Here is a 16,699-nt window from a genome sequence, read left to right as displayed (position 1 = left end):
TCAAATTGGTAGTACAGTTAATCAAGCAGGTATTAAAAAGAAGCATCTAAACTAGTCAATAAATTCTCTATTCATCTGTTTGAACGTCTTAATTGGTAGAAACAAACGATATAGGAGCAAATCAGTATGATATTGAAAAGAAATAAAAGAGCCATGAACTTCATGTTGATGATTATAAGTGCTTGTTGCTGCCTTATTTCTCTAAGTGCCTGTCAGTCAAATAAGGTAAATTCGGTAGATGATTATAAAATGGCTATCTGGGATAGCGATAAAATAGCTGTATTTGATGATTATGATTTAAATGAGTTCAAGGGTAATATAGCCAGAAAAGAAAAATATATCTATTGGGCAGAAAGTTTTTCGGAAGCAGGATCCTATTCAACTGCAAAAACAAAAGATACCTCAGGTCTAAAAAGATATGTATCTAGAATTAATAAGGAAAATTTAAGTGAAACATTTAAATTAGCAGAAGGAAATGATGCTTACGCATCCATAACAGATGGGGATTATTTATATGCAACTGCTGTCTTTACAGATAGAATTGAATTTTATAAATATGATAACAATTTAGAGGTTGTCACTAATGTTACCATGAAAAATGATGGTCAACTAAATGCCAGTCAACAGTTTGTTATTATAGATAATTATTTATACTTACTTGTAAGCACATTGGATTTATCTACTCAAGTTCCTAATGTCGAAATTTGGAAAATGGATAAAGAGTTCAACATCGTGGAAAAATATAATCTAAACGAAACATCAGCATATATGAGAATGGTTAATGTAGGTGATGTCTTGTATATTGTGGAATCACTTGATGGACGTAATTCTAATGGGGAATATAAGTCAGGAAATAAATTATTGGTTTTTGATTTAAAGAGTCAAAACAAGAATTATATCGATATTCCTGATAAGTATCCAACAAATATTCACTATGATGCTAAAAATAACCAATTGATTATAGAGAATGAGGGAATGTATAATGGTGAATTTTCCTTTACTACAGTCAATCTAGACAATTTAGAAAAAGATATTATTCATCTGGACGGCTTTAGTACAGAGCAATATATTGCACCTTATTTTACATTTAAAAACAACATCTATTATTTTTTATTTAATGATTCTCTGGTTAAATATGATATTGTTGATAAGAAACAAACCATTATCAATCTAGAAAAATATAAGATAAAAGACGCACATTATTTGATTGTTAAATAGTTTATTTATTGGGTGAAAGTCAAATAATAGAAAATTAATCTTTAAGATGTGCTTAAGTATAGTTTTAGTAATCTCTCCTTATCTCTGGATAAGGGGAGATTTAATCTAGTTTGTTGTCAGCATAACTTTACAAAATATTTAGAATTGTTTAAAAGTAGATAGGAGTCTCGAATTATGGGAACATGGGATGCAACGATTTTTGGAAATGACACCTCCTTAGATATTAAAGAAGAATTTTTTGAAAGATACAATCGAAGTGAAGATGCAAATACAATTAAAAATGACTTGACGTCGGATTTATACGATGACGATATGTATGATGTCTTGTTCGCCTTAGCACACTGTTTATGGGAAGTTGGGCAATTAGATGACGAATTCTTGCTTGAAATTAAAAAAATCATTCTCAACAAAGAGGATTTAGAACTTGCCCAAGAATTGGGAGCAGATAGTGAATTTTTAGAACAAAGAAGTGAAAATCTAGAAAAGTTCTTAGAAAAAATTAGTGTAAAAAAAGAAAATCCCAAAAAGAGAATTGCTCCGCCTGTTCCTGTAGAAAGCAAATATAGGAACGGTGCTGTGATGGTTTTTCAGTATGAAGATGGCATGTACGGTGCTTTGATAGCAGTAGATGGAGCTTTCTTTGATAAGGAAACCTATTATGCTTATCTGCAGACTGATATTAAAATGCCCACAAAACCCACCATGAAAGATGTGCGATCAGCACGAATTCTCGATCCAAGTTTTCATAGTGCAGAATACAATTCATTTCGTGACTCTAAGTATTACTACTCTTTTGTAAATTGTATTTCAGGATATCTAAAAAGTACAGCAACTAAAAAATTTGAAAAATACAATGATAGTGTTTTTGAAATTATAGGCTATCTTTCAGATTGGGGGAGTTGCTGTAGCGCGGCTTCTGGAGGATTTGATTACTATAAACAAAAATCAAGTGATGAGTTTAAGATAAGCGTTGTAAAGGAATTGAATAAAAAATTTGATGAAAAACTAAATACTCGAACAGAATTGATTATTGATGAAATCGACAAAGAATTTATCCTTTCTAACACGAGAAAAGGTGGTGAATAAAGGCTCTTTAGTATAAATTCTCTATAAAACTTCTCAAATCTCAATAGATACTTTTAAAAGTGGTTTAGATAGCCACTTTTTGCTATAATAGAGGCAGTATAAACGAAGGAGTTGACTATGGAACACTCGTCTTGGCATGCTTTGATTAAAGAGCAATTACCTGAGGGTTATTTTGGGAAAATCAATCACTTTATGGAGCAGGTTTATGCCCAAGGAACTGTATATCCTCCTAAAGAAAAGGTTTTTCAGGCTCTTATAACAACTCCTCTGGAAGAGGTTAAGGTGGTGATTCTAGGCCAAGATCCCTATCATGGGACTGGTCAAGCTCAGGGCTTGAGTTTTTCAGTTCCAGATTCTATTCCAGCACCTCCTTCTTTGCAAAATATCTTGAAAGAACTTGCAGATGATATTGGAGTTAAGAATTCACATGATTTGACTACTTGGGCCGAGCAGGGGGTCTTGCTTCTCAATGCTTGCTTGACGGTTCCTGCTGGTCAAGCAAATGGTCATGCTGGGCAGATATGGGAACCTTTTACAGATGCTGTGATCAAGGTTGTCAATAATATTGATAGACCCGTAGTTTTTGTACTTTGGGGAGCTTATGCACGTAAGAAGAAGTCCTTGGTTACAAATCCTCAGCACTTGATTATCGAATCAGCCCACCCAAGTCCTCTTTCTGTTTACAGAGGATTTTGGGGTTCTAAGCCTTTTTCTAAGGTCAATGCATTCTTAAAAGAAACAGGACAAGAGCCAATCGATTGGCTTAGATAAGGAGAGAATATGCCTCAGCTAGCGACAATTTGCTACATTGATAATGGAAAAGAATTGCTCATGCTTCATCGCAATAAAAAGCCTAATGATGTCCATGAAGGAAAATGGATCGGTGTAGGTGGAAAGTTAGAGCGTGGAGAAACTCCACAAGAATGTGCTGCTCGTGAGATTTTAGAAGAAACTGGTCTAAAAGCAAAACCAGTATTAAAAGGAGTGATCACCTTTCCTGAATTCACTCCGAACCTAGACTGGTATACCTATGTATTTAAGGTGACAGAGTTTGAGGGTGATTTGATTGACTGTAACGAAGGGACCTTAGAATGGGTTCCATACGATGAAGTTTTAAGCAAACCAACCTGGGAAGGAGACCACACCTTTGTCGAGTGGCTCTTAGAGGGGAAGCCTTTCTTTTCAGCCAAATTTGTTTATGATGGTGATAAGTTATTGGATACCCAAGTGGATTTCTACGAATAAAGGAGTAATAAAGTTATGTTAGTAATCAAAAACGGCCGTGTGATGGATCCAAAGTCTGGTTTGGATCAAGTTTGTGATGTTTTGGTTGATGAAGGGAAAATTGTTCAAATCGCTCCTGAAATCCAGGAAGAAGGTGCTCAAGTAATAGATGCTACTGGTCTTGTAGTTGCGCCTGGTTTGGTGGATATCCATGTTCATTTCCGTGAACCTGGCCAAACACACAAGGAGGACATCCATACTGGGGCACTAGCGGCTGCCGCAGGTGGTTTTACAACGGTTGTCATGATGGCTAATACCAGTCCAACCATTTCGGACGTAGAAACTTTGCAAGAAGTTCTCCAGTCTGCTGGCAAGGAAAAAATTAACGTCAAAACGGTTGCGACTATTACCAAGAACTTTAATGGCCAAGACTTGACAGACTTTAAGGCGCTTTTAGAAGCAGGGGCAGTTGGTTTTTCTGATGACGGGATTCCTCTTGAAAGTAGTAAAGTTGTCAAGGAAGCCATGGAAGAGGCTAAAAAGTTAAACACCTTTATCAGTCTGCACGAAGAAGATCCTGGTTTAAATGGTACTCTAGGTTTTAACGAAAATATCGCTAAAGAACATTTCCATATCTGCGGTGCAACAGGAGTTGCAGAGTACGCTATGATTGCTCGTGATGTCATGATTGCCTATGCAACTAAGGCTCATGTTCATATTCAGCATTTGTCAAAAGAAGAAAGTGTAAAAGTTGTGGAGTTTGCTCAAAATATGGGAGCAAACGTAACTGCAGAAGTAGCACCCCAGCATTTTTCTAGGACTGAAGCTCTGCTTTTGACTAAAGGAAGTAACGCTAAGATGAATCCACCTCTTCGTTTGGAGACTGATCGTCGCGCCGTCATTGAAGGTTTAAAATCTGGAGTCATTTCTGTCATTGCTACTGACCACGCGCCTCACCATGCTGACGAAAAAAATGTTGAGGATATTACCAAAGCTCCATCAGGTATGACAGGTTTGGAAACTTCTTTGTCACTAGGTTTAACCTACTTGGTTGAAGCTGGCGAGTTGAGTTTAATGCAATTGCTAGAAAAAATGACCTACAATCCAGCAAAACTTTATAATTTTGAAGCAGGTTATTTAGCTGAAAACGGGCCAGCTGATATTACGATTTTCGATGATAAAGCTGACCGAATCGTAGACACGCATTTTGCTTCTAAAGCAGCTAATTCACCATTCATTGGTGAACAATTAAAAGGGCAGGTTAAATATACTATCTGTAAGGGACATATCGTTTATCAAGCAGATTAGGAGCTTGTGGATGAATTATTTTCGTAAACTTAGAAGTCGAAAACGAAATGCTTGCCATGGAGTATATTGTCCAGCCGCTAACCGTGCTAAAATTCAGTATGAAACCAAGGAAAAAGCTGATCACGCCGTAGACTATGATAATGGTGGCTTGGTTAGAAGCTATTATTGCGCCTCATGTAATTGTTGGCACACGACATCAAAAGCTAGTAATCCACCTTTGAGCTTGAGAAAATATGGCTTAAAGCTTTTTGGCTTGGATGAAAAGGAGTAGAAAGAGTAGGTATGCATACAACAGAAACTATTAAAGACAAAATCATCTTATTTTTAAAAATTTTCTTTCCTATTTTAATTTATCAATTCGCTAATTTTTCCGCATCTTTTGTAGATACCACGATGACGGGACAATATAATACACTGGATCTAGCGGGTGTTTCCATTGCAACTAGTTTATGGAATCCTTTCTTTACCTTTTTGACAGGGATTGTCTCAGCCTTGGTCCCTATTATTGGTCACCATTTGGGACAAGGAAAAAAGAAAGAAGTTTCTTCGGATTTTTATCAATTTCTTTATTTGGCTTTAGCCTTATCTATCGTACTTTTTGGCTTGGTTTTCTTTTTAGCACCAATTGTCTTACAATTCATGGGGCTGGAAGTGGCTGTATCCAGTGTTGCCATACGTTATCTGTGGCTCCTAGCCATCGGTATTATTCCACTTTTGCTTTTTAGTGTTATTCGATCGCTACTTGATACGCTAGGACTGACAAAGTTGTCTATGTATCTTATGCTTCTTTTACTTCCTTTAAATAGTGGATTTAACTATTTACTAATATATGGAGCTTTTGGTTTTCCTGAGTTAGGAGGTGCAGGAGCAGGTCTGGGGACTTCCCTTGCGTACTGGGCTTTGTTGCTAATTTCTATATTCGTTCTTTTCAAACAAGAAAAACTAAAAGAACTTCATCTAGAGAACCGATTACCTTTAGACAAGAATAAAATAAAAGAAGCGATAAAACTGGGGTTACCTATTGGTGGAACTGTATTTGCAGAGGTTGCTATTTTTTCAGCAGTAGGATTGATTATGGCGAAGTTTTCATCATTGATAATAGCTAGTCATCAGTCTGCCATGAACTTTTCATCTCTCATGTACGCTTTTCCTATGAGCATTTCAACAGCAATGGCCATTGTGATTTCTTATGAGGTAGGAGCTAAACGGTTAGACGATGCTAAACAGTATATCCATATTGGTCGTTTAACAGCTATGGTGTTTGCAGTTTTAACACTTTCTTTTCTGTATGTTTTTAGAGAAAATGTTGCCAGTCTCTATGGTCATGATCCAGAATTTATCCAACTAACAGCTTCTTTTATGACCTATAGCTTATTCTTCCAGTTAGCTGATACATTTGCGGCACCATTACAAGGGATTTTACGAGGTTACAAGGATACGATTGTTCCTTTTTGCCTTGGTCTTCTTGGATACTGGGGTGTTGGGATTCCGCTTGGCTTATATCTTGATTATTCGACTAGTTTAGGTGCGTACTCCTATTGGATTGCTCTCATCATTAGTTTAATGGTAAGTGGAATTCTTTATCAGTGGCGTTTACAAGTTATTATGAAAAGATTCAAATAATTTGTTGAAAAATGATGAAAAAATAACTTGTGAAATTTGTATTTTATATAAAGAAAAGTCTTGATTTTACTGACTTTTCTTTTTTTATATTGTGAAAAATTGCAGGCATATTTTTTGACACAAATTAACCTATACAGTAAAATAGAACTATAAGAATTTAAACTTAGAAAGGCAAGATTATGTCAACTTTAGATAAAAATCTTTTGCTTGAGATGTTCCGTAAGATGGAAGAAATTCGTCGTATGGACTTAAAAATTGCTCAATTAGTAAAAAAAGGAAAAGTGCCAGGAATGACGCACTTTTCTGTTGGTGAGGAAGCTGCTAACGTTGGGGCTATGTTGGCTCTAAACGAGGATGACCTCATCACCTCAAATCACCGTGGTCACGGGCAAGCCATTGCTAAAGGAATCGACCTCAATGGGATGATGGCTGAAATTCTTGGTAAATACACTGGAACTTGTAAAGGTAAAGGTGGATCTATGCATATCGCAGACCTAGATGCTGGTAACCTTGGTGCCAATGGTATCGTAGGTGGTGGTATGGGGATTGCAGTAGGTGCAGCCCTTACTCAACAAATGAAAAACACTGGTAAAATCGTTGTCTGCTTCTTTGGTGACGGTGCAACAAACGAAGGTGTTTTCCACGAAGCTGTTAATATGGCTTCAGTTTGGAATCTTCCGGTAATTTTCTACTGTATCAATAACGGTTATGGAATCTCTGCTGATATTAAGAAAATGACAAATGTCAAGCATATCCATGAGCGTAGTGCTGCTTACGGTATTCCTGGAATGTTTATCGAAGACGGTAACAATGTTATCGATGTCTACGAAGGATTTAAGAAAGCAGTCGACCATGTTCGTTCTGGTAAAGGTCCTGTCTTGATCGAAAGTGTAACTTACCGTTGGCTTGGTCACTCATCATCAGACCCTGGTAAATATCGAACACGTGAAGAAGTCGATGAGTGGAAAGAAAAAGATCCAATCGAAAACCTTCGCAAGTACCTTGTTGAAAATAAAATTGCTAGTGCAGAAGAACTCGAAGAAATTCAAGCGCAAGTCAAGGAAGCAGTGGAAGCATCTGTTAAATTTGCTGAAGAGAGTCCATTCCCTCCACTAGAATCAGCATTTGAAGATATATACGCAGACTAAGGAGAAGTAGAGAAAATATGGAAACTAAATTAATGTCTTTCCGCGATACCATTATCCTTGCAATGTCTGAGGAAATGCGTCGCGATGAAAATGTGCTTTTGATGGGTGAAGATGTCGGTGTCTTCGGTGGAGATTTTGGTACATCTGTAGGTATGCTTGAAGAATTTGGACCAGAACGTGTTCGTGACTGTCCGATTTCCGAAGCTGCTATCTCAGGTGCAGCTGCTGGTGCAGCTATGACAGGACTTCGTCCAATCGTTGACATGACTTTTATGGACTTTTCTGTTATTGCCATGGATAATATCGTCAACCAAGCAGCTAAAACTCGTTATATGTTTGGTGGTAAAGGTCAAGTGCCTATTACAATCCGCTGTGCCGCTGGTAACGGAGTAGGTTCTGCAGCACAACACTCACAATCATTGGAATCTTGGTTCACTCATATCCCAGGATTGAAGGTTGTAGCTCCAGGTACACCAGCTGATATGAAGGGACTTCTTAAGTCTTCTATCCGTGACAACAACCCTGTTATCATTCTTGAATACAAATCAGAATTTAACCAAAAAGGTGAAGTTCCTGTTGATCCAGACTATACTATCCCACTTGGCGTCGGAGAAATCAAACGCGAAGGAACTGATGTAACTGTAGTAACATACGGTAAAATGCTTCGTCGTGTCATGCAAGCAGCTGAAGAATTGGCTGAAGAAGGCATTTCAGTAGAGGTAGTAGACCCACGTACTTTGGTCCCACTTGATAAAGAGATTATTATTAACTCTGTCAAGAAAACAGGAAAAGTAGTTCTCGTCAATGATGCTCATAAGACTAGTGGATTTATCGGTGAAATCTCAGCTATTATTTCAGAATCTGAAGCATTTGACTACTTGGATGCACCTATTCGCCGTTGTGCAGGTGAGGATGTACCGATGCCTTATGCACAAAATCTTGAAAATGCAATGATTCCAACAGTTGAAAGCATCAAAGATGCAATCCGTAAAACTCACAACAAACAATAATACATAACATAAATTATGTAAATAAATTAATCAGACGAGAAGCTTTGTATCTATTAGATGCAAAGTTCTCTACGTCCTTAATATCTTATATTCGAACACGGGCTAAAAGCTCGGAAAAAAGATAAATCTCCTTGGCTTCATCGAAGCCATCGTCGATTTCCTATTTTTCAGTCGCTTTTAACGCCCTTTGTATCATAAATAGAATAGGAGAGGTCATGGCTGATGATAAGCTAAGAGCGACTCCTGCGGCTAGAAAATTAGCAGATGATTTAGGAATTAATCTCTACGATATTTCTGGCTCAGGCGCAAACGGTCGTGTCCACAAAGAAGACGTGGAAACATTTAAAGACACTAATGTGGTTCGCATTTCACCACTCGCAAAACGAATTGCACTAGAGCATAATATTGCTTGGCAAGAAATCCAAGGAACTGGTCATCGTGGCAAGATTATGAAGAAGGATGTTTTAGCTTTCCTTCCGGAAAATATTGAAAACGATATGATTAAATCACCTGCTCAAATCGAGAAAGTGGAAGAAGTTCCAGATAACGTAACTCCTTATGGGGAAATCGAACGCATTCCGATGACTCCTATGCGTAAGGTTATTGCTCAACGTATGGTTGAGTCATACTTGACTGCACCAACCTTCACGCTTAACTATGATGTCGATATGTCTGAAATGCTTGCCCTTCGTAAGAAAGTCCTTGATCCAATCATGGAAGCAACTGGTAAGAAAATTACTGTTACAGACTTGCTTTCACTTGCGGTTGTTAAGACTCTTATGAAACACCCATACATCAATGCGTCATTAACTGAAGATGGTAAGACAATTATCACTCACAACTATGTCAACCTTGCGATGGCTGTAGGAATGGATAATGGTTTGATGACGCCAGTTGTTTATAATGCTGAAAAATTGAGTTTGTCTGAGTTGGTAGTTGCCTTCAAAGATGTTATCGGACGTACTTTGGATGGTAAACTAGCTCCTAGCGAATTGCAAAATTCAACCTTCACCATCAGTAACTTGGGAATGTTTGGTGTTCAATCGTTTGGTCCAATCATTAACCAACCGAACTCAGCAATCCTTGGGGTTAGCTCAACAATTGAGAAACCTGTTGTAGTCAATGGTGAAATTGTGATTCGTCCAATTATGAGTCTTGGTTTAACAATTGACCACCGTGTCGTCGATGGAATGGCTGGTGCTAAGTTTATGAAAGACTTGAAAGCTTTGATTGAAAACCCAATCTCAATGTTGGTTTAAAGAGTTTATTTTTAGAAATATAGATAAAGGAAGTAAGATATGGCCTTAGAAGTAATTATGCCAAAAGCCGGCGTGGATATGACAGAAGGACAAATCGTCCAATGGAATAAAAAAGTCGGAGAATTTGTAAAAGAAGGAGAAATCCTTTTAGAAATCATGACTGACAAAGTCAGCATGGAATTGGAAGCAGAAGAAGACGGTTACTTGATCGCTATCCTAAAAGGGGACGGCGAGACTGTTCCTGTTACTGAAGTTATCGGTTATCTTGGTGAAGAAGGGGAAAATATCCCAACAGCTGGAGCAGCTGCACCAGAAGCTAGCCCAGCACCTGTAGCAAGTGCTTCGAACGATGATGATAAGAGCGATGATGCTTATGATATCGTTGTTATTGGTGGTGGACCTGCTGGTTATGTTTCTGCCATTAAAGCAGCTCAATTAGGTGGTAAGGTTGCTCTTGTTGAGAAATCAGAACTTGGTGGAACCTGCTTGAACCGTGGATGTATCCCAACCAAGACTTACCTTCACAACGCTGAAATCATTGAAAATATCGGTCATGCAGCAAATCGTGGTATCGTGATTGAAAACCCTAACTTCACTGTTGATATGGAAAAACTTTTAGAAACTAAATCTAAAGTTGTGAATACTCTTGTTGGTGGTGTTGCAGGACTTCTTCGTAGCTACGGAGTTGATGTTCATAAGGGTATCGGTACTATCACTAAAGATAAGAATGTTTTGGTAAACGGTTCTGAATTACTTGAAACTAAGAAGATCATCCTTGCTGGTGGTTCAAAAGTAAGCAAAATCAACGTTCCTGGTATGGAATCATCACTTGTGATGACTAGTGATGACATCCTTGAAATGAACGAAGTTCCAGAGAGCCTCGTTATTATCGGTGGTGGTGTCGTTGGTATCGAACTTGGACAAGCCTTCATGACATTCGGTTCAAAAGTTACTGTTATCGAAATGATGGACCGTATTGTACCAGCAATGGATGCGGAAGTATCTAAGAACCTTCGCTTGATTCTTGAGCGCAAAGGTATGACTATCTTAACAGGTACTAAACTGCAAGAAATCATTGAAGAAGATGGCAAACTCCGTATCAAAGTTGAAGGAAAAGATGATATCATCGCAAATAAAGCTCTTCTTTCAATCGGTCGTGTTCCAGACCTTGAAGGTATCGGAGATGTTGAGTTTGAGTTAGACCGTGGTCGTATCAAGGTTAACGAGTACATGGAAACTTCTGTTCCAGGTATCTATGCACCAGGTGATATCAACGGTACTAAGATGTTGGCTCACGCTGCCTTCCGTATGGGTGAAGTTGCTGCTGAAAATGCCCTTAAAGGAAATCACCATGTTGCTAAATTGAACTTGACTCCTGCAGCTATCTACACACTTCCAGAAGTAGCAGCAGTTGGTTTGACTGAAGAACAAGCTCGTGAGAAATACGATGTCCAAATCGGTAAATTCAACTTTGCCGCAAACGGACGTGCCATTGCATCTGATGCAGCTCAAGGATTTGTTAAAGTCATTGCAGACAAGAAATATGGTGAAATCCTTGGTGTTCATATCATTGGTCCTGCTGCTGCAGAGTTGATCAACGAAGCGTCAAGTATCATCGAAATGGAAATCACTGTTGAAGAAATGCTTAAGACAATCCACGGTCACCCAACATACTCTGAAGTTATGTACGAAGCATTTGCGGATGTTCTTGGAATGGCTATCCATTCACCTAAGAAAAAATAAAAATAGATAGACTAGACTGGAATTATTTTCCAGTCTCTATCGTATTAGAAGGTATCTTATGAAATACATTATCAATCATTCAAACGACACTGCCTTTAATATTGCTTTAGAGGAGTACGCTTTTAAACATCTTCTTGATGAAGATCAAATCTTCCTTCTTTGGATCAACAAACCATCTATCATTGTAGGTCGTCACCAAAATACCATCGAAGAAATTAACCGTGACTATGTTCGTGAAAATGGAATTGAAGTAGTCCGACGAATCAGTGGTGGTGGAGCTGTTTACCATGATTTGAACAACCTTAACTATACAATCATTTCAAAAGAAGATGAAAACAAGGCTTTTGACTTCAAGAGCTTCTCTACTCCGGTTATCAATACCTTGACTGAACTTGGTGTTAAAGCTGAATTTACAGGCCGTAACGACTTGGAAATTGACGGTAAGAAATTCTGTGGAAATGCACAAGCCTATATCAATGGCCGTATCATGCACCATGGTTGTCTTCTCTTTGACGTGGATTTGTCAGTCCTAGCTAACGCACTTAAAGTGTCTAAAGATAAGTTTGAATCAAAAGGGGTTAAATCAGTCCGTGCTCGAGTGACCAACATCATCGATGAATTGCCAGAAAAAATCACTGTCGAAGAATTCCGTGACTTACTTTTGGAGTATATGAAAAAAGAATACCCTGAGATGACTGAGTATGTATTCTCAGACGAAGAATTAGCTGAAATTAATCGTATCAAAGATACTAAGTTTGGAACTTGGGACTGGAACTATGGGAAATCACCTGAATACAACGTCCGTCGAGGAACTAAATTCCCAAGCGGTAAGGTTGAAATCTTCGCTAACGTCATTGAATCCAAAATCCAAGACATCAAGATTTATGGAGACTTCTTTGGTATCGAAGATGTTGCAGCAGTAGAAGATGTCCTTCGTAGCGTCAAATACGAACGTGAAGATGTCCTCAAAGCCCTTCAAACCATTAACCTAGGTCGTTACTTCGCAGGAATCACTGCAGAAGAAATTGCTGAGGCTGTGGTGGAATAAAGTAAAAGATATCCATTTAACATGGATATCTTTTATCTTAGACTTGATATTCAAAAATAATGAGAGTAGAATAAAGAGGAAATCTGAACAAAAAAAGGGGATTATATTCGATGATAAAAATTTCAGTGAAAAACTTGGTCTATTTGAACAGTTAGATCGTATAGTAGTGGCTTTTTTTAGCAAGCAACAACCTTCAAGTCCATATGATTTGAATATCAGTATTACACAAGAACACCTTGACCAGAAAAAGCAAGAGCTAGAACCATTAGGTTATCAAGCTGTCCAACTAGCATTGGGAATGGCTTTAGATAATATCATTCAGCAACCTCATTATAAAAACTAAATCATTGGTGGGCTTGCTCCCGACGAAATTATAGTCAGCAAAGAAGAATTAATGCCTTTGAAAGATATTGTGGATAGTTTTTGTATTATGTACGCTACAGCGAATAACAGACTGGAAAATAGTAAGGCTTATGAATTAATGAAAGATAAAATGGTTTATTTTATTGGTAAACTATTTACAGATTTTCCAAAAGACGGTGATGAAATTGCTTATTTAGGAATTGATCGAATAGCGAGCGATGGTACACCATATGAAGCAGTTAAATGCTTTCTAACGGAAGAGAGTGCAGAGAAGTACAATGGTGAAAAAAGACCAGTCACCCCTGCAAACTTGGCCTATCTAAAATCATTCTGGGGAAAACCAGTCATTATTGAGCCACACCGTAATTATTGGATCGAATTTTTATAGAAAGAATAAAAGAGCGTAAGATTCCATAAAAAAGCCTACGCTCTTTTTTTAATACGAAAACGTTACATAATTTATATTATGTATCTCACAAACTATCCAAGGCATTTTTCTGTTCGTCATTAACGATATGCGTATACAAGTCCGTTACCTGTGTGCTAGCATGTCCTAGTTGATGACTTACCAAAACTTGGGATTTGGTCGCATCATATAGACGGGTTGCAAGAGTATGGCGTAGTTTGTGGGGAGTTACCCGAACTTTGAAGTCTTCCGAATACTTGGCGACCATTTTTTCAACACTAGAAGCATCAATCCGATTCGGAACGCCTCGATACAAGGTTAAGAATAGGGCTATATCGGTCTTCTCTGTCTTATAACGTTTGTCTCGAATAGCGAGATATTGCTCTAAATAGGGTTTAGCAAAGGCAGCAACATTGACTGAGTCTCTTTTTCCACCCTTTCGAGTGACGTCAATCACCATCATTTTAAGGTTTAGATCTCGAAGATCAAGGTTAACTGCTTCGGAGAGACGGACACCAGAGGCAAGAAGGAGTGCAATGATGGCTAAATCTCGCTCCTTATTCTTGTTAAAGGACGATAAGGCTCGATTTGAGAGAGTTTTAGGGTATATCTCATCTATATAATTCAAAAATCCCTCTGTTTCATCGCCTAAAAAGAGTTTTTGCTTGATATTCTCAGCCCGTGCAGCTAAAGTTTCTTTCTTTTTCTTGGTAGCAACCTTCTTCATAACATTGCGATAGAAATAAGGTTCACCTTGTTCATTTTCAACCTCCTCAGTCAAATACTTATAAAGACTAGAAAGTGCCGAAAGGGTACGGTTAATGGTTGTTTGAGATACCCCGTTTTTCGTCGTATTGGCATTGAGTAGTGGACGTTCACGTAAGTAAAGAATAAAAGATTCCATGTCTTTCTTTGTCATGTTCTCAAGAACATCTAAAGGAATATTTGCTATGGTGTCAGCATCTGATATACCAGATTCCAAAACCCAGATGAAAAATCGATCGTATTCCTTTAAGTATTCGTACAAGGTCGTAAAACTGTATGGTACAGCCAGTTTCGATTGATAGTATTCAAGAACATACCAGGGCATAACTTGTTTGAGCTTATCAATACGTTCTAATAAGATCTCGCGTTTCATGTTTTTCTCCAAATCTTTCTATACTAGTAGTATAGCATAGCTAGATATATTTTTCAAGAAAATTATAGTTTTTCGGAAAGATGATATAGGAGATATTAACAATTAACTGGAAAAAATTTTTCTCGAAATAATGTACTTTATTCCCGTGAAAACTAAATCTTTCGCATACTAAAATTCTGTACACTATCTACTTGAAAACTAAAAATACAATCTTTTAAAATAATGTACTTTATAAAAATCTATGATAAAAAACAAGTTCAAATTTGAACCTGTTTTTTAAATTTTCCTATAAGGAACAAAATGTTCTCTTTTTCGTCTACGCCCTTTACAAAATATGCATGGCTCGATAGATCGTTTTACATTTGCAATCTTATCTACAATAGCCATTCTATAACGATGCTCTGGATTATTCTTACAAATCCACCAAAATCTTAATTGCGTATTATTTGGGATTCTTTCTGGATCCCCTAGAATAAGATTGTTAAGATAGTCCCACTCGTTCATCAAATCTTCAAATGAGATATTATCTTGTCTTTCTTTTAATTCTGCACAAAATGGACACATTTCTTTAAGATCTTTTGTCTCGGAATTTAAATACTTATTTAATATAATGCTGAAGCGCTCATGAAATTCGAAGTTACATTCTTTGCAGCGCCATAAATAAAACCTTTTTTCAGTTAATAATGGAACAAAACTATCTATTGAGACTTTATTATTTGGTGCCCACAATTTTGCTAGTTCAGGGTACAAATAATCAAATGTATTATACCCATTCAGAGGCTTATCGTTGTTACAGAAAGGACAACACTGAGAAACTTCTCTTCGAATTGGGATAGAACATAAATATGTCCCATGACACTTTGAACAATCCCACCAATATTTTTTCGTTTCTATTGTTGTCTGAGATAAATGAATAGGAATTTTATTTTTATCGCTCCATTCTTTGATGAGTTTTGGTTCTTTAAGGAAAATATTATTTTTAAATACCTCAGTCCTCCAGTCACATTGATTGGGACATGTTTGAAAGTTTTGATTTTCTAAATCGGTTCGACTGATCATTTCGGCTGGGCTACATTGAAAGTTGATTTTACAACAAGGACAAACCCAACTAACTACATTATTTGACTTAAACCAATATTCGGAAAAATCCCTTTCATTACTGAGGTCCCAAAATTCCCTCAAATAGGGATGTGTTTCATTTAGTGTATTAAAATCCTGAAGTTTTTCTCTATTTGAACAAAATGGACAAGACCTATCTGTTTTTTCAAATAGTGAGCATGAATACTCTCCGTGACAATTCGTACATTCCCATAACACATGAACATTAGATAATACATCAACTTGATTAGGTGTATTATTGTTCCTTTTAGACCACTCCTTGAGCATGGAAGAATTTAAAAAAGATAGAGGAGAAACATCAAAATCTTTATCCAATAACTCTTCAAATGAAGAATGACACTCCAAACAGTAATGACCACTTCTTTTAATTCGGTTCAATAATCTATCAATAGATAATTCAAATTTGCAATGACACTTATCACATTCCCAATGGATAGGTACTGTTATATTGTAACTCAGCTTCAGTTCGTTAAATTTAAATTTGTTTAAATGTTCGCTATAGATTTTAGCTAAATTTGGATAAATTGATTTGTAATCGCAATGATAGGAAGTTTCATTGCAGCCAAAATGAAATAAATCCCCACTTGTTAGTTGAAATAACCTCTTATTTGTCGCAGAATCTTTCCAACTTAATTGACACGTCGGACATTTAAAATTGAATTTTCTTTTACTATTGAACGGCAAGGTAAGAAGTTTCTCATCTAATTCTTCATCTCGCTCAATGCTGTAGTTTATATAATTTCTGAAATCGGGATAAACCTGAAGGACGCTCTCATTTTCATCAATGGAACGTTCACCTAATCCACAATGGGGGCAACACCTAAGATATTCATAACTGTCAAGCTGCACATCAATGATTTTCGCTTCCCAATGGTGTTGACAATAAGGGCAAGACCAATAGGCATATTTTAAACTATTTGACGATAATTTTTTGGGGTCAAGAACATTTCGTTTTTGATCCCAGTACATGTAAATAGCTGGATTATCTTTAACTTTCTTGTTCATT

14 protein-coding genes and 1 pseudogene are annotated in these 16,699 nt (G+C 37.2%); 13 read left to right on the top strand and 2 right to left on the bottom strand.

Annotated features, from left to right (window positions below):
- Positions 1–126: 126 nt before the first annotated feature.
- The 13 genes and pseudogenes from AXE83_RS05525 (at position 127) to AXE83_RS05465 (ending at position 13,418) form a co-directional block, all read left to right on the top strand.
- Positions 127–1,218 carry a hypothetical protein gene (locus tag AXE83_RS05525; RefSeq protein WP_223299852.1) on the top strand — a complete coding sequence of 364 codons (1,092 nt, stop codon included), beginning with the start codon at positions 127–129 and terminating at the stop codon, positions 1,216–1,218.
- 174 nt (positions 1,219–1,392) lie between these two features.
- Positions 1,393–2,304, top strand: coding sequence for a hypothetical protein (locus AXE83_RS05520; RefSeq protein ID WP_060955711.1), 912 nt, complete (start codon positions 1,393–1,395; stop codon positions 2,302–2,304).
- A gap of 117 nt (positions 2,305–2,421) precedes the next feature.
- On the top strand, positions 2,422–3,075 hold the full coding sequence (locus tag AXE83_RS05515; protein ID WP_060955710.1) for a uracil-DNA glycosylase: 654 nt from the start codon (positions 2,422–2,424) through the stop codon (positions 3,073–3,075).
- A 9-nt stretch (positions 3,076–3,084) separates the two neighbouring features.
- Positions 3,085–3,549 carry an NUDIX hydrolase gene (locus tag AXE83_RS05510; protein ID WP_060955709.1) on the top strand — a complete coding sequence of 155 codons (465 nt, stop codon included), beginning with the start codon at positions 3,085–3,087 and terminating at the stop codon, positions 3,547–3,549.
- A gap of 15 nt (positions 3,550–3,564) precedes the next feature.
- Entirely contained in the window at positions 3,565–4,836 is a 1,272-nt protein-coding gene (locus tag AXE83_RS05505) for a dihydroorotase (protein WP_060955708.1), read from the top strand.
- Between the two features lie 10 nt (positions 4,837–4,846).
- Entirely contained in the window at positions 4,847–5,107 is a 261-nt protein-coding gene (locus AXE83_RS05500) for a hypothetical protein (protein ID WP_060955707.1), read from the top strand.
- An 11-nt stretch (positions 5,108–5,118) separates the two neighbouring features.
- The gene (locus AXE83_RS05495) at positions 5,119–6,459 is read left to right on the top strand and encodes an MATE family efflux transporter (protein ID WP_060955706.1); all 1,341 of its coding nucleotides are present in this window, start codon (positions 5,119–5,121) and stop codon (positions 6,457–6,459) included.
- Positions 6,460–6,638: 179 nt separating this feature from the next.
- On the top strand, positions 6,639–7,607 hold the full coding sequence (locus tag AXE83_RS05490; protein ID WP_060955705.1) for a thiamine pyrophosphate-dependent dehydrogenase E1 component subunit alpha: 969 nt from the start codon (positions 6,639–6,641) through the stop codon (positions 7,605–7,607).
- A 17-nt stretch (positions 7,608–7,624) separates the two neighbouring features.
- On the top strand, positions 7,625–8,617 hold the full coding sequence (locus AXE83_RS05485; RefSeq protein ID WP_049548449.1) for an alpha-ketoacid dehydrogenase subunit beta: 993 nt from the start codon (positions 7,625–7,627) through the stop codon (positions 8,615–8,617).
- Positions 8,618–8,832: 215 nt separating this feature from the next.
- Complete coding sequence (locus AXE83_RS05480; protein WP_060955704.1) at positions 8,833–9,876, top strand: dihydrolipoamide acetyltransferase; 1,044 nt, start codon at positions 8,833–8,835, stop codon at positions 9,874–9,876.
- Positions 9,877–9,915: 39 nt separating this feature from the next.
- Positions 9,916–11,619 (top strand): dihydrolipoyl dehydrogenase, encoded by a 1,704-nt coding sequence (lpdA, locus tag AXE83_RS05475; RefSeq protein WP_060955703.1) that lies wholly within the window; start codon positions 9,916–9,918, stop codon positions 11,617–11,619.
- A 58-nt stretch (positions 11,620–11,677) separates the two neighbouring features.
- Positions 11,678–12,667, top strand: coding sequence for a lipoate--protein ligase (locus AXE83_RS05470; protein ID WP_060955702.1), 990 nt, complete (start codon positions 11,678–11,680; stop codon positions 12,665–12,667).
- 103 nt (positions 12,668–12,770) lie between these two features.
- A pseudogene (locus AXE83_RS05465) lies at positions 12,771–13,418 on the top strand (hypothetical protein).
- An 85-nt stretch (positions 13,419–13,503) separates the two neighbouring features.
- On the opposite strand, the gene xerS reads toward AXE83_RS05465, so the two are convergent.
- Both xerS and AXE83_RS05455 read right to left on the bottom strand, forming a co-directional pair.
- A complete protein-coding gene (xerS, locus tag AXE83_RS05460) occupies positions 13,504–14,574 on the bottom strand; it encodes a tyrosine recombinase XerS (RefSeq protein ID WP_060955701.1) in 1,071 nt (356 codons plus the stop codon).
- A 276-nt stretch (positions 14,575–14,850) separates the two neighbouring features.
- The gene (locus AXE83_RS05455; RefSeq protein WP_006152013.1) at positions 14,851–16,698 is read right to left on the bottom strand and encodes a zinc-ribbon domain-containing protein; all 1,848 of its coding nucleotides are present in this window, start codon (positions 16,696–16,698) and stop codon (positions 14,851–14,853) included.
- Between the last annotated feature and the right edge of the window lies 1 nt (position 16,699).

The sequence above is a fragment of the Streptococcus sp. oral taxon 431 genome (genome assembly GCF_001553685.1).
GTDB lineage: Bacteria > Bacillota > Bacilli > Lactobacillales > Streptococcaceae > Streptococcus.
Note: the sequence above shows the minus strand (reverse complement) of the source record. Positions and strands in the feature narration are given on the sequence as shown.

What these genes read in the sequence shown, in the direction of transcription:
- AXE83_RS05490 (WP_060955705.1), top strand. Translation starts at nt 6,639, where the DNA reads ATGTCAACTTTAGATAAAAATCTTTTGCTTGAGATGTTCCGTAAGATG.
- AXE83_RS05485 (WP_049548449.1), top strand. Translation starts at nt 7,625, where the DNA reads ATGGAAACTAAATTAATGTCTTTCCGCGATACCATTATCCTTGCAATG.
- AXE83_RS05470 (WP_060955702.1), top strand. Translation starts at nt 11,678, where the DNA reads ATGAAATACATTATCAATCATTCAAACGACACTGCCTTTAATATTGCT.
- AXE83_RS05500 (WP_060955707.1), top strand. Translation starts at nt 4,847, where the DNA reads ATGAATTATTTTCGTAAACTTAGAAGTCGAAAACGAAATGCTTGCCAT.
- AXE83_RS05480 (WP_060955704.1), top strand. Translation starts at nt 8,833, where the DNA reads ATGGCTGATGATAAGCTAAGAGCGACTCCTGCGGCTAGAAAATTAGCA.
- xerS (WP_060955701.1), bottom strand. Translation starts at nt 14,574, where the DNA reads ATGAAACGCGAGATCTTATTAGAACGTATTGATAAGCTCAAACAAGTT.
- AXE83_RS05525 (WP_223299852.1), top strand. Translation starts at nt 127, where the DNA reads ATGATATTGAAAAGAAATAAAAGAGCCATGAACTTCATGTTGATGATT.
- AXE83_RS05455 (WP_006152013.1), bottom strand. Translation starts at nt 16,698, where the DNA reads ATGAACAAGAAAGTTAAAGATAATCCAGCTATTTACATGTACTGGGAT.
- AXE83_RS05515 (WP_060955710.1), top strand. Translation starts at nt 2,422, where the DNA reads ATGGAACACTCGTCTTGGCATGCTTTGATTAAAGAGCAATTACCTGAG.
- AXE83_RS05505 (WP_060955708.1), top strand. Translation starts at nt 3,565, where the DNA reads ATGTTAGTAATCAAAAACGGCCGTGTGATGGATCCAAAGTCTGGTTTG.
- AXE83_RS05495 (WP_060955706.1), top strand. Translation starts at nt 5,119, where the DNA reads ATGCATACAACAGAAACTATTAAAGACAAAATCATCTTATTTTTAAAA.
- lpdA (WP_060955703.1), top strand. Translation starts at nt 9,916, where the DNA reads ATGGCCTTAGAAGTAATTATGCCAAAAGCCGGCGTGGATATGACAGAA.
- AXE83_RS05510 (WP_060955709.1), top strand. Translation starts at nt 3,085, where the DNA reads ATGCCTCAGCTAGCGACAATTTGCTACATTGATAATGGAAAAGAATTG.
- AXE83_RS05520 (WP_060955711.1), top strand. Translation starts at nt 1,393, where the DNA reads ATGGGAACATGGGATGCAACGATTTTTGGAAATGACACCTCCTTAGAT.